The organism is Ensifer sp. ENS09 (assembly GCF_014852425.1).
Classification (GTDB): Bacteria; Pseudomonadota; Alphaproteobacteria; order Rhizobiales; family Rhizobiaceae; genus Ensifer.
This window is the reverse complement of record NZ_JACVBP010000002.1, coordinates 617,135-630,171: the sequence shown is the minus strand read 5'-3', so window position 1 is coordinate 630,171 and position 13,037 is coordinate 617,135. Positions and strand designations below refer to the sequence as shown.

Genomic DNA, 13,037 nt, shown 5'->3' with positions numbered 1-13,037 from the left:
AGGTTTGCATGACCCAATCGCATGCCCCTTCCACTCAAGAGCCGAAGGACCTGCGCCGCCTGCTGGTCCTCGGGCTTGGTTCGATCGGTGTGGTCTATGGCGACATCGGCACCAGCCCGCTCTATGCCTTTCGCGAAGCGTTGCGCCCGGTCTCCCATGACGGTGTGACCGATGCGGAGATTATCGGCCTGATCTCGCTGATGATCTGGACGCTGACGATCATCGTCACGATCAAATACGTGCTGTTCCTGCTGCGCGCCGACAACCAGGGCGAGGGCGGCACGCTGTCGCTGCTGGCCCTGTTGATGAAGTCCGCCAACGGCCACGCGTCCATTCTCTTCTTCATGGGCATCGCCGGGGCCGCGCTCTTTATCGGCGACGCGATGATCACACCGGCGCTCTCCGTTCTTTCGGCGGTCGAAGGCCTGAAGCTGGTGACGCCGGCGCTGTCGGAATATGTCGTACCGATCGCGGTGGTCATCCTGCTCATGCTTTTTGCGGTGCAATCCAAGGGAACAGCGGCGGTCTCGAATTTCTTCGGTCCGATCACGCTCGTCTGGTTCCTGGTAATGGGCGGCATCGGCTTCGTGCACATCGCCGACGACCTGTCGATCTTCAAGGCCTTCAATCCCTATTACGCCGTGAGCTTCATGCTCAACGAAGGCTATGTCGGCATCATCGTGCTCGGCGCCGTCTTCCTGACGGTGACGGGTGCCGAGGCGCTCTACGCCGACCTTGGCCATTTCGGCCGTCGGCCGATCCAGTGGGCCTGGTTCCTGATCGTCTTTCCGGCGTTGACCCTCAACTATCTCGGCCAGGGCGCCTTCGTCCTGAAGAACCCGGAGGCGATGTCGGATCCGTTCTTCCTGATGTTCCCGAAATGGGCGCTGCTGCCGGTGGTCATTCTGGCGACGGCGGCAACCATCATCGCCAGCCAGGCGGTGATAACCGGCGCCTTCTCGCTGACGCGCCAGGCGATCCACCTCGGCTTCCTGCCGCGCATGGCGATCTTCCATACGTCGGAAACCCATACGGGCCAGATCTACCTGCCCAACGTCAACACGCTGCTGATGTTCGGCGTCATGGCCCTGGTCTTCGTCTTCGGTTCGTCCGAATCGCTCGCGACCGCCTACGGCATCTCGGTCACCGGCGCGATGGTGGTGACGACCGTGCTTTCCTTCGAGTTCCTGCGAATGCGCTGGAACTGGTCGGCGCTCGCGGCCGCCGCGGTGCTGCTGCCGCTCTTTGCGCTGGAGTTCATCTTCCTCGGCGCCAACATGCTGAAGATCCACGACGGCGGCTACGTTCCGGTGCTGATCGCCGCCACCTTCATCATCATCATGTGGACCTGGCGGCGCGGCACACAGATCCTGCACGCCAAGACGCGCCACATCGACATTCCGCTGGCAAGCTTCATCAAGTCGATCGAGCGTAAGAGTGAACACGCGCCGGTGGCTGTGCCCGGAACCGCCGTGTTCCTGACGAGCGATCCGGAATCGACGCCGGCCGCACTGCTCCACAACATCAAGCACAACCACGTGCTGCACAATCAGAACTTCATTCTGACGATCCGCACGGCCAATACGCCGAAGGTGCCGAAGTCGGAGCGGGTGAGCATGCAGCCGTTGTCGGACCGCTTCACATTGCTCGAAATGCGCTTCGGCTTCATGGAAACGCAGAACGTCTCGCAGGCACTCGGCCTGTTCCGCAAGTCGGGCCTGAAGTTCGACATCATGTCAACGTCCTTCTATCTCGGCCGTCGCAAGCTCGTGCCCGATGCCGAGAGCGGCATGCCGCACTGGCAGGACCGGTTGTTCATCGCGCTTGCGAATGCGGCAATCGATCCGTCGGACTACTTCCGCCTGCCGACCAACCGCGTGGTCGAACTCGGATCGCACGTGATCATCTGACGCTCGGACGTTCTCGGCTGATCGCGAGAAGCGCTGATCTGCAACAGAAGAAGCCGCCTTCCGACCGGAGGGCGGCTTCGCTGCGTTATGGGCATCCGCCTTTCAGCGATCGCGCATTAACGAAACATCAAGGTTAATGCTTCATTTTCAAAGCACGAACGGAGCGGTCCCGGCGAAGTGTCCGGCTGCTTGATTGTCTAATCTTCCCGCGCGGAATTCTCGACGCTGGCGCATAGCCGGCGCGGGCGAAGCCGTGCCGCCTGATAGCGTTGCGTGGAGTCGGTTGGTGCGTAAGAGTCGGAACCTGCATCTAAAGTCTCGCCTGAGCCCGTCTGCCTGGATGGCGCCCGCGATCATCGGCCTTGCACTGTATCTGGGCTTTCCCTCGGCTGCTGCCTATGCCGACCTTGCGACCTTCCTGTCCGGCATCAACCGGGGCGGCGAGCGCTGGCGCATGTACATGACCGCGTCGCCTGCCGGTTCGATCCATGAAGCCGAAATGGTGTTTGCCGATCCGGTCACCACGGGCGCGCTCGACGGCGGTGCCGGCATCACCATGCCCGATGGCAGCCGCGTCGCGCTGACCGCGGAAACCAAACATTCGGGCACACCCGACGAGGACCGCGTCAACCGTCAGGCCAAAAAGGGCCGCGTCGTCGCCGTGACCCCGGTAACGCCGCCCAAGGATTTCTCCGCCGGCTCCATCCTGCAGCGCACCAGCTCCCTGATGGAGCCAAGCCTGGGGGAGGGGGAGAAGATGGTCTTCGCCAAGTCCCGCATCAAGGGCAAGGAGATCGAGATCGCCACCGCCTTCTACCGGAAGACGCCGCCAAAGGCGGAGCCCGGCGTCTCGCCGATGCTGGCCAAGCTCGTTACGAACGATCGCTCTGACATTCTTGCGACTGCCTACGTCCGGCCCGAGCCGGACTATGCGCGTGAATCGCCCTTCGATTCGATTCTGCGCGAAGACAAGAACGCCGGTCGCTTCATTCCGGAGATCGCGCCGGACGACCACGCCTGGGCCGCCACCGCATTGCCGGGCTCGGTTTTCAGCAAGGAAGAGCAGACCTGTCTGGCCGAAGGCATCTACTTCGAAGCCCGCAGCGAGCCGCTCAAAGGCCAGGCCGCCGTCGCGCAGGTGATTCTCAATCGCGTGCGCAATCCCACCTATCCGAAGACCATTTGCGGCGTCGTTTATCAGAACAAGGCCTGGCGCAACCGTTGCCAGTTCTCCTTCGCCTGCGACATGATCCGCGACCTTATCTATTCCCGCTCACACTGGAAGACGGCCAAGGAAGTTGCGATGGCCGTCACCGCCGGCAAGATCTGGCTGCCGGAAGTGGGCTCAGCCACCCATTACCATGCGACCTACGTCAATCCGCCGTGGGCGAAGACGATGAAGCGGGTCGGCAAGATCGGCATGCATATCTTCTACCGCACCTATGGCGGCGGCTGGAGCTGATCCGCGCCCGACGCGATTCCGCCGTCTTTCCTGCGCGCACGCAGAAGGGGAGATTCCCGCCGGTCTCCGGCCGGAATCCTGCCGCGACCTTGCTGCAGATCGATGAATGCGTGCTTAACCCATTGAATTTAATGGAAAACATTGTCCACGATCAAGCGGCCCGCACGCCTTGACTATGCGGGTGCCTAAAACTATGTTGCGCGCGACTTCAAATGGGGCCGAAACGTGGCTTGTGCGAAGGCCTATTGTGTGACCGAAATCGCGGTCTGAGACCCGATAAGGACGACAAGGGAGTAGCCACGTGGCGGAGAAACCTGAAGAAAGTCTGGAAGCGCGGCTGAAGCAGCTCGGCGAAAAGATTGAGTCCAAGAGGCCCAATACGCCTGATGCAGCGGAAGCCAGAGCCGCCGAAAGCCGTAAAGGCTATGCGGCGGCGATGAAGCTCTCGAGCGAGTTCATCGCCGGCATCGTTGTCGGGGCGTTTCTGGGCTATCTTTTGGACCACTTTGCGGGTACAGGGCCGTGGGGATTGATTATCTTCCTGCTTCTCGGCTTCTGCGCTGGCGTGCTGAATGTGCTGCGCTCGGCCGGTATGGTGGCGACACCGGAAGCCGGAAGAGGCGGTTCTGGGAATGACAAGAAGGACGGCGACGCCCGCTGAGGCGTTGCCCCGAAGAAAACGGTTTCCGCTTCCGGGCGGGTAGAACGAAAGAGAAGCGCGGTGTCAAACGATCCGACCCACCAGTTCCTGGTCAATAAGATTGTCCCGATCGAAATTGGCGGAATGGACTTTTCCTTCACCAATGCGTCGCTGTTCATGGTTGCGACCGTAGGTGTTGCCGCAGGCTTTCTTTATCTGACGACGTCGCAGCGCGGTCTTATCCCGACCCGCATGCAGTCGGTCTCGGAAATGTCCTACGAATTCATCGCCTCGATGCTGCGCGAAGGCGCCGGCAGCGGTGGCATGAAGTTCTTCCCGATGGTGTTCTCGCTGTTCATGTTCATCCTGACGGCGAACCTGCTCGGCATGATGCCCTACTTCTTCACGGTCACCAGCCAGATCATCGTCACTTTCGCTCTGGCGCTGTTCGTTATCGGTACCGTCATTCTCTACGGCTTCTACAAGCACGGTCTCGGCTTCCTGAAGCTCTTCGTGCCGCATGGCGTTCCTGGCGTGCTTTTGCCGCTCGTCGTCGCGATCGAAGTCATCTCGTTCCTTTCCCGTCCCATCAGCCTTTCGGTCCGTCTTTTCGCCAACATGCTGGCCGGCCACATCACGCTGAAGGTCTTCGCAGGCTTCGTCACCTCGCTCAGCGCCCTCGGCGCAGTCGGCATCGGTGGCGCCATCCTGCCGCTCATCATGACCGTCGCCATTACCGGTCTTGAGTTCCTCGTCTGCTTCCTCCAGGCCTATGTCTTCGCGGTACTGACTTGCATGTACCTCAACGACGCTGTCCATCCCGGAAGCCACTAAGGAATAACAGTCGCTTGCTTCCGGCCGGTCCTCCGTCGGAAGCGCAATCCTAAGCCGCAACACCATTCGAAGGAGTTCACACATGGAAGCGGAAGCAGCAAAGTACATCGGCGCAGGTCTCGCTTGCCTCGGCATGGCCGGCACGGCTCTCGGCCTCGGCAACATCTTCGGCAGCTACCTCTCTGGCGCGCTGCGTAACCCGTCGGCTGCTGACGGCCAGTTCGGCCGCCTCGTATTCGGCTTCGCCGTTACGGAAGCTCTGGGCATCTTCTCGCTGCTCGTAGCCCTGCTCCTCCTCTTCGCCGTCTAATATCGGCTGGAGTTTCGGCCGCGACCCGTCAAAAGGTCGCGGCCGCGCATATTCTTGAGTGCACCTGGAGGTGAGCATGTTTGTGACCGCGGCTTATGCCCAGTCAACCACCACTGAAGGCGCCGAAGCACACGATGCCGCTGCGGCCGGTGAGGTGCACACCGAAACGGGTGTGGCTCACGAAGGCGAGGCTGGCTCCGGCGTGTTCCCGCCCTTCGATACGACCCATTTCGCATCGCAGCTGCTTTGGCTCGCGATCACGTTCGGCCTCTTCTATCTCCTGATGTCGAAGGTCATCATTCCGCGGATCGGCGGAATTCTGGAAACCCGTCACGATCGGATCGCTCAGGATCTCGATGAAGCGTCCCGCCTCAAGGGCGAAGCCGACGCTGCCATCGCTTCCTACGAGCAGGACCTGGCAACCGCCAAGTCCAAGGGTCACAAGATCGCCGACGACGCCCGCGAATCCGCAAAGGCCAAGGCCAATGCTGACCGCACCGCCGTCGAAGCCGACCTTGCCAAGAAGATCTCGGCTGCAGAAGACCGCATCGCCGACATCAAGGCAAAGGCACTGGCCGACGTCGGCGCCATCGCCGAGGAAACCGCAACGGCTGTCGTCAAGCAGCTGATCGGCGGAACCGTCACCAAGGCCGAGATCACCGCTGCCGTCAAGGCATCGGGTGGCAACTGAGGAGCACTGAACTATGCATCTTGATGCAACTTTCTATGCCTTCGTTGGCCTGATCCTGTTCTTCGTCCTGATTGCCTATCTCAAGGTTCCAGGCATGGTCGGCAAGGCGCTCGACGCCCGCGCCGAAAAGATCGGCAACGAGCTGACCGAAGCCAAGCGCCTGCGCGAAGAAGCTCAGGGCCTCGTCGCTGAGTACCAGCGCAAGCGCAAGGATGCAGAAGCGGAAGCTGCCGGCATCGTCGCTGCCGCCCAGCGCGAAGCCGAAATGCTGACCGCAGAAGCCAAGCAGAAGACCGAGGAATACGTCGCTCGTCGCACGGCTCTTTCGGAACAGAAGATCAAGCAGGCCGAAAGCGATGCGATCAACGCGGTTCGTTCCGCTGCCGTCGATCTCGCGATTGCCGCTGCCGAGAAGGTCGTTGCCGCTAAGGCCGACGCCGGCGCCCAGAACGATCTGTTCAAGAAGGCACTTGGCGACGTCAAGGCGCGCCTGAACTAAGCGTTCGGACATTCCGATTGAAAGAGCCCCGCCTCGTGCGGGGCTTTTTTTATGCCTGTTTGTAGAGGCTGCATTGGCCCGAAGGATGAGGCGCCAAGCTCCGCCAGGATTTACGCAGGCGTCTCGCCTTCAGCTGCCGAAGCGAAGCAGTGCCAGTGTTCAAGGCCAAAGGTGTCGCACGGCAGCAGGCGCGCCACCGGATGGCTTCTGACGCGAGAAAACCTGTTGGCGAGATATGTCGGAACCGAAACCGGAAGCGCCTGCGTGGCGCTCGCTACGCGGTTGCGCGCCGGTTAGTCGTCCTGGCGCAGTGGCCGGAAGCTCATGCGGTGCAGCGGGCAGGGGCCGTGGGTCTCAATGGCGCGACGGTGGGTCACCGTCGCATAGCCGGCATGGAGTGCAAAGCCGTAGCCGGGATGCGCAAGGTCGGCACGGGCCATCATGCGGTCGCGGGTAACCTTGGCGACGATCGAAGCAGCGGCGATCGACAGCGACCGCGCATCGCCCTTGACCACAGCCTTGGCGTGGCAGGGGAGGCCGGGCGGTACGTCACGGCCGTCGACGAGCACGAAGCGCGCGTTCGAGGGCAGGCCGGCGACGGCCCGCCGCATCGCTTCGAGGCTTGCCTTGCGGATGTCGGTGGCGTCGATCGTGCCGGCCGACGCCGAGGCGATCGACACTTCGGATGTGGCGAGGATTTCTTCGAACAGTTTTTCGCGCGCCTGGGCCGTCAGCTTCTTGCTGTCGTCGAGTCCTGCGGGAATGGCGTCCGGATCGAGAATGACGGCGGCGGCAACCACCGGTCCCGCGAGCGGCCCACGACCGGCCTCATCCGCTCCGGCGACCGGCCAGAACCCATCGCCCCTGGCCGAAATCTCGAAACTGAAATCGGGCGCTACGATGATATCGGGAAAAAGGGGAGAATCGGACGATCTGCGAGACATAAGTCTAGATCGCATGATCGACCGATTCTCTTCAAGCCCCCAGGTCCGAGTGCGGCGGCGGACGGGGGATTACCGGGGCCCACGGCGGGTAAGGGGGCACCGGAACTGCTATGTGGTCTCAGGCGCCCGCCATCGGGCTTGCCTGGCGGGACGGGGCGATCATCTCTCGCCGTACGCCGATTATGAATTGCGGGACGGCTACCGAGACATCGGAAGGCCGTCAAAGAAGCGAGAGCTGCACCCCCGTTCCGAGCGGCGGCACGAAGAGATCGTCCCGCAGCTGCCGGCGCGTCGGGTTGAAGCCGAGACGCTTGACCGCCAGGTCGAAGCGGCGGCCGATCTGCCACGCATAGGGGCCGGCGCCCTTCATGCGCTTGCCGAACTCGGCGTCATAGTCCTTGCCGCCCCGCATGGAGCGGATGAGCGACATGACGTGCCGGTAGCGGTCCGGATAATTGCGCAGCAGCCAGTCGCGAAAGAGCGGGCTGACCTCGAGCGGCAGCCGCAGCAGCACATAGCTTGCTTCGGTTGCTCCGGCCGTCCTTGCACCTTCGAGCACGCGCTCGATCTCGTGGTCGTTCAGCGCGGGAATGATCGGCGAAACGAGAACGCCGGCCGGGATTCCTGCTTCGGCAAGCATGCGGATCGCCTCCAGCCGCTTGCTCGGGGTCGAGGCCCGCGGCTCCATCGTGCGGGCCAACTTCCGGTCGAGCGTCGTGACGGAGACGCCGACGCGCACCAAGCCCTTTTCCGCCATCGGTGCCAGGATATCGATGTCTCGCGTGACCATCGCCGATTTGGTGACGATCATGACCGGATGGTTGGCGTCCCGCAGCACCTCGAGGATCTGGCGCATGATGCGCCACTCCTTCTCGATCGGCTGATAAGGGTCGGTGTTGGTGCCGATGGCAATCGGCCTAACCTTGTAGTCCTGCCGCGCCAGTTCGCGCTCCAGAAGCCGCGGTGCGTCCGGCTTGGCAAACAGCTTCGCCTCGAAATCGAGGCCAGCCGAGAGGCCCATATAGGCGTGCGTGGGCCGCGCGAAACAATAGATGCAGCCATGCTCGCAGCCACGATAGGGATTGATCGAGCGGTCAAAGGAGATATCGGGAGACTCGTTCCTGGTGATCACCGTGCGCGGCTTCTCGACCTGAACTTCGGTCTTGAAGGGCGGCAGATCCTCCAGGCTTTCCCAGCCGTCGTCGAACGTCTCGCGGCTGCGCGGTTCGAAGCGGCCGGACATGTTGATCCCGGCGCCGCGCCCGCGACGGCGATCGATATCGATCCGCAGGCCCGTTGCACTCATCATCGCTTCGGCCACATCTGCCGTATTGGCGGGCGCAAGCGCACCCTGCCTGATCTGAGACAGCTCGGTCATTGGAATCTCCCCGGAATCAGATATTTGATCCCGTTTTGTTCTGATTATTTTCCTATCGCGAATGGAGGAACAATTCAAGAACAAAAAATTGGAGTTTCGAATTTACCGATCAAGGCACCGCTGCGAGCGGTGTCCCGGATGTAGCAATTGCCGTGCCGATGCGTTACGAGAAACAATGCTCACGATCATCATGGAAACCCGCGACAACGAGGCCGAACTGGCGCAGACGCTTGCCGTGTTGGTGGCAGGCGCCGTGGAAGGCCTGGTCAGCGATGTGATCATCCTCGATCACGGCTCGAAGGACGGTTCGTCCGACGTGGCCGATGCCGCCGGATGCCGTTTCTGCCGGGATTGGGATCTCGCCGATGTGGTGGGCTCGGCGCGTGGCGAGTGGCTGATGTTGCTGGAGCCGGGCGCGCGCCCGATCGGCCGCTGGATCGATGAGTTGGCCGAGTACGTGTCGATGAACAAGGCACCGGCCCGTTTCTCCGGATCGAGACTGCACCGCAAGCCTTTCTTCCGCCGGCTGACCGGGCGTGGAAAGCCGCTGGAGACGGGATTTCTTCTGCGCAAGAACGATGCGCTTGCGGCCGCCCGTGGCAAGGCGGGCCTGGATGCCATGACGAATGTCCGCTCAGTCCGCAGGCTTTCGACCGAACTCGTTCCGGCCTGGGTGGCTCTCGAAGCCAGGCGGTAACGCCGGTTCCCGCGCGAAAAAATTAAAGGTGCCAGTCCCTTAGGGGACGGCACCTCCAAGCGGCTCTCAAATGACCTTGTTTGGAAGATTTCTGTCCGGGCAGCATTCTGGCTGCCCGTCGTATCCAACATTTCATTCCGCCTGGGGGACAGAGGCGGAAGGGTCTTGCGGTGCGAGGAATGGAACGTGCGGCGGTCGTTCCTCGCTGTGTCAACGCTTGAAAACTATCCGGAGGGAAAGCGAGCGTCAGTTACTAAGGTAACAGGTCGGCCGGGCCGGAACGGTCCATGCTCTTCAGCCGCGTTTCAGATGCTCGTCGAGCCGCGGCATGATCTCCACGAAATTGCAGGGCATGTGCCGGTAGTCGAGCTGCTGCTTGAGGATGCCGTCCCACGCATCGCGGCAGGCGCCGGGCGAACCCGGAAGGACGAATATGAAGGTGGCGTTGGCAACGCCGCCGGTTGCGCGCGACTGGATCGTCGACGTCCCGATCTTCTCGTAGGAGATACGGTGGAAGACCTCGGAGAACCCGTCCATGCGCTTTTCGAACAGGGGTTCCAGCGCCTCGGGCGTCACGTCCCGCCCGGTGAAGCCCGTCCCACCTGTCGTGATCACCACGTCGATGGTGGGATCGAGCGTCCAGGCCCTCACCTGGCCGTAGATCTTCGTCTTGTCGTCGGGAACTATGGCGCGCGCCTCAAGGCGGTGCCCGGCGTCACGCACCCGCGCTTCCAGCGTGTCCCCCGACTTGTCGTCGGCGCGCGTGCGGGTGTCTGAGACCGTCAGGATGGCGATCCCGACAGGTATGAAGGGGCGCTTTTCGTCGATGCCGGCCATGCTAATTCCCTTTGCCCACCGAATTGCAGGCGAGAACGTACCACCCGGGGTAGGCCTCTGAAAGAGCGCGCGCTGTCGCAGCCGCGCGTGCCTCGCTGTCGAAAAGGCCGAAGCAAGTGGCGCCTGAACCGGACATGCGCGTGAGTGTCGCTCCGGCTTGCGTCAGTGCCTTGCAGACCTCGCCGATCACGGGTTCAAGGCTCTCTGCCGGCGGCTGCAGATCGTTGCGCATCGTGGCGATGGCGGAAATCCACTCGGCCACAGTTCCGGCACCGTGAGGCGCAGCGAGCGGCGAGTTCGTTTTGTTGGCGAGCGTCCGAAACACGACCGGCGTCGAGACGGCGACGAGCGGATTGACCAGTACGATCGGCAGCGCGGGGAAATCGTCGATCGGCGTGATCTCCTCGCCGATGCCCTTTGCCAAGAGGGGCCTGCCGGCAAGGCACATCGGCACGTCCGCCCCGAGCCGCAGCGCGATGGCGCCGAGGCGGGAAGGTTCGAGCGTCGCGCCCCAGAGTTCGAGAAGCCCAAGAAGCGTCGCCGCAGCATCCGCCGACCCACCGCCGATGCCCGAGGCGAGCGGCAGGTTCTTTTCGAGATGCAGGTGAACCGGCCCGGCCGCGTCGGGGGTTTGCGCCCGCAGTTCGGCGCGCAGCAGGTCGCGCGCCTTCAAAACCAGATTGCCGCCCTCAGCGCCGGCATCCATCGGCAACGCGGCGGCAAACGCGCCCGAGACCGTGAAGCGATCCGCATCCGCCCGCGAGAGACCGATGCGGTCGCCGCGATCGGCAAAAGTGACGAGGCTTTCGAGAAGGTGGTGGCCGTCGGCGCGCTGGCCGACGACGTGAAGGGCCAGATTGATCTTGGCGGGGGCTGCGCGCGTCAGCGCGAGGCCCTCGATGTTACCGTCCGACATGGAACGATCAGGACTTCTTGTCCGGCGCCGGTGCTTCCGGGGTCACCTTCTTCGGCGCGGTTTCCTTGGCATCGGCCGAGGCGGGAACCGTTTCCTTGAGCGGCGGCAGCCCGTTCTCGATCTTCGCCTTGATCTTCGGGATCTCGGCTTCCTCGGGCTTCAGTTCGAGCGTCTGCGTCCACTGGAACACGGCCTCGAGCTTGCGGCCGACGCGCCAGTAGGCGTCGCCAAGGTGATCGTTGATCGTCGGGTCGCCGGCCATCAGTTCGGCCGCCTTCTCCAGCTCCACGACCGCGTCGTCGAAACGGTTCATGCGGAAATAGGCCCAGCCGAGGGAATCGACGATGTAGCCGTCATCCGGCTTCAGCTCGACGGCCTTGCGGATCATCTCCAGGCCTTCTTCGAGATTTGTGTTCATGTCGACCCAGGAATAGCCGAGATAGTTCAGCACCTGCGGCTGGTCCGGATTGAGCTCCAGCGCCTTGCGGAAGTTCGGCTCGGCCTTGTCCCAGAGCTTCTGGCGCTCGTATGCGATACCGCGCTGGAAGAACACGGTCCAATCGCTGCGCGTCGGCACGGAGCCGATCTGGTCGACGGCGCGATCGTAAAGCTCGCCCATCTCCTTGTAGTCCTTGGCGTCGGAAAGCACGCTGCCATAGGCGAGATAGTTGCGGATGTTCTTCGGATCGACGTCGATCAGCGCCTTCAGGTGCTTCTTCGCCTCGTCGACCTTGCCGATGCTGGCGAGGCTGAGGCCAAGCTGCAGTTCCGAAACGCGCCGCATCGGCGAGGTCTCGGGAATAGCCTTGTAGAGTTCGATTGCCTCGTTCGGCTTCTTCAGGTTTTCGGCGATGCCGCCGAGCATGACCAGGATATCGGCGCTGTCAGGGTCGAGCCGGCGCGCGGTCTGCAGGTAGAGCGAGACGATGTCTTCGGCGCCGTCGCGGTTGAGTGCGGCACCGATCGAAAACAGCACGGCCGCAGCGCCCTGGGTGGCGTTCTTGACCTGCTGTTCCTGCGGGACGCCGTTCTCGATCTCGGTCCTCAGCGCCTGCAGCGGCGTGTAGTTGTTGACCATGTTTTCGCCGACGGCGACCGTGTCGAGCGCCTTCTGCTTGTTGCCTTCGCGCGCCTCGAAACGGGCGAGCGCTTCCACCGCACGCATGAAGGTGTCGGGAGCGGCACTTCCGCCCTCGCGGTCGAGAATGGCGTCGTTGAGCCTGGTGCGTGCCGTCTGCTTGTCACCCGCGGCAACCGCGATCGCGCCGGCATGGTAGTTCTTGAACACGCGGAACCATTCGGGACCATCGAGTTCCTTGATCTGGGCGAGCGCTTCCTTCGGCTTGCCCTGGCCGAATTTCGCCCAGGCAGAGAGCAGGCCGTTCATCAGCCGGTCGAGATCGTTCGGGCCCTGGTAGTTCAGAAGCTTCTGCGCGTTGCGATACTCGCGCTTGCGGATCGCTTCGATCGCGCGAATGACCGTCGTGATGCGCTCGACGGCCGGGTCCGACTTAAGCTGCTCGGCGATCTTCGCGCCTTCGTCGAACTGGCCCGCCATCAAAAGCGTGATCATCAGCCGCTGCTTGACGTCGTTGTTGTTCGGCTCGAACTGCAGCGCGATCCTGTAGAGCTCGGTGGCGGAAGCGAAGTCGCGGTCCGTATCGGCGGTGCGGGCAGCGAGAAACGCGCCGGAAAAGGTATTGACCGATTTGATGTCGAAGGGTTCGCTTTCCTCGGCGGCTGCGGCCTTCTCCTCGGCAAATGCCTGGTGGCCGCCGCTGACAGCAGCGAGAGCCAGCAGTGCTGCGCCGCTGAGGAGGCGGAGAATCGTCTTTTGCCGCATGTCAAACCTTTCGCGCCGATTGCTCGGCTTTCGCACCACTAAGGGTTGTTTCGGAGTCAGCCACATATTGCCCAAC

13 protein-coding genes are annotated in these 13,037 nt (G+C 62.6%); 8 read left to right on the top strand and 5 right to left on the bottom strand.

What is annotated here, in order from left to right:
- Positions 1-8: 8 nt before the first annotated feature.
- From IB267_RS11240 to IB267_RS11210, 7 genes are all read left to right on the top strand, one after another.
- On the top strand, positions 9-1,910 hold the full coding sequence (locus tag IB267_RS11240) for a potassium transporter Kup (protein ID WP_192447642.1): 1,902 nt from the start codon (positions 9-11) through the stop codon (positions 1,908-1,910).
- 340 nt (positions 1,911-2,250) lie between these two features.
- A complete protein-coding gene (locus tag IB267_RS11235) occupies positions 2,251-3,372 on the top strand; it encodes a cell wall hydrolase (RefSeq protein ID WP_192448303.1) in 1,122 nt (373 codons plus the stop codon).
- A 301-nt stretch (positions 3,373-3,673) separates the two neighbouring features.
- Entirely contained in the window at positions 3,674-4,033 is a 360-nt protein-coding gene (locus tag IB267_RS11230) for an AtpZ/AtpI family protein (RefSeq protein WP_192447641.1), read from the top strand.
- Positions 4,034-4,093: 60 nt separating this feature from the next.
- A complete protein-coding gene (locus tag IB267_RS11225; protein WP_043620932.1) occupies positions 4,094-4,846 on the top strand; it encodes a F0F1 ATP synthase subunit A in 753 nt (250 codons plus the stop codon).
- An 82-nt stretch (positions 4,847-4,928) separates the two neighbouring features.
- A complete protein-coding gene (locus IB267_RS11220; protein WP_025426100.1) occupies positions 4,929-5,156 on the top strand; it encodes a F0F1 ATP synthase subunit C in 228 nt (75 codons plus the stop codon).
- A 76-nt stretch (positions 5,157-5,232) separates the two neighbouring features.
- A complete protein-coding gene (locus tag IB267_RS11215; protein ID WP_192447640.1) occupies positions 5,233-5,847 on the top strand; it encodes a F0F1 ATP synthase subunit B in 615 nt (204 codons plus the stop codon).
- A gap of 13 nt (positions 5,848-5,860) precedes the next feature.
- The gene (locus tag IB267_RS11210) at positions 5,861-6,346 is read left to right on the top strand and encodes a F0F1 ATP synthase subunit B (protein ID WP_043620926.1); all 486 of its coding nucleotides are present in this window, start codon (positions 5,861-5,863) and stop codon (positions 6,344-6,346) included.
- 293 nt (positions 6,347-6,639) lie between these two features.
- Here the strand turns inward: IB267_RS11210 and IB267_RS11205 are convergent, their stop codons facing one another.
- Positions 6,640-7,290, bottom strand: a complete 651-nt coding sequence (locus IB267_RS11205) for a ribonuclease HII (protein WP_192447639.1) — start codon at positions 7,288-7,290, stop codon at positions 6,640-6,642.
- Between the two features lie 220 nt (positions 7,291-7,510).
- Positions 7,511-8,668: a PA0069 family radical SAM protein gene (locus IB267_RS11200; RefSeq protein ID WP_192447638.1), complete on the bottom strand. Its 1,158-nt coding sequence runs from the start codon at positions 8,666-8,668 to the stop codon at positions 7,511-7,513.
- Positions 8,669-8,843: 175 nt separating this feature from the next.
- On the opposite strand from IB267_RS11200, the gene IB267_RS11195 reads away from it, so the two are divergent.
- Positions 8,844-9,365 (top strand): glycosyl transferase, encoded by a 522-nt coding sequence (locus tag IB267_RS11195; RefSeq protein ID WP_192447637.1) that lies wholly within the window; start codon positions 8,844-8,846, stop codon positions 9,363-9,365.
- A 294-nt stretch (positions 9,366-9,659) separates the two neighbouring features.
- Here IB267_RS11195 and moaB read toward each other — a convergent pair whose 3' ends face one another.
- Genes moaB through IB267_RS11180 form a run of 3 tightly spaced genes read right to left on the bottom strand, consistent with a single transcriptional unit; the run spans position 9,660 to position 12,961 of the window.
- Positions 9,660-10,202 (bottom strand): molybdenum cofactor biosynthesis protein B, encoded by a 543-nt coding sequence (gene moaB / locus IB267_RS11190; protein WP_192447636.1) that lies wholly within the window; start codon positions 10,200-10,202, stop codon positions 9,660-9,662.
- Between the two features lies 1 nt (position 10,203).
- Positions 10,204-11,118, bottom strand: a complete 915-nt coding sequence (locus IB267_RS11185) for a 4-(cytidine 5'-diphospho)-2-C-methyl-D-erythritol kinase (protein ID WP_192447635.1) — start codon at positions 11,116-11,118, stop codon at positions 10,204-10,206.
- Between the two features lie 7 nt (positions 11,119-11,125).
- Positions 11,126-12,961 carry a tetratricopeptide repeat protein gene (locus IB267_RS11180; protein ID WP_192447634.1) on the bottom strand — a complete coding sequence of 612 codons (1,836 nt, stop codon included), beginning with the start codon at positions 12,959-12,961 and terminating at the stop codon, positions 11,126-11,128.
- Positions 12,962-13,037: the final 76 nt, after the last annotated feature.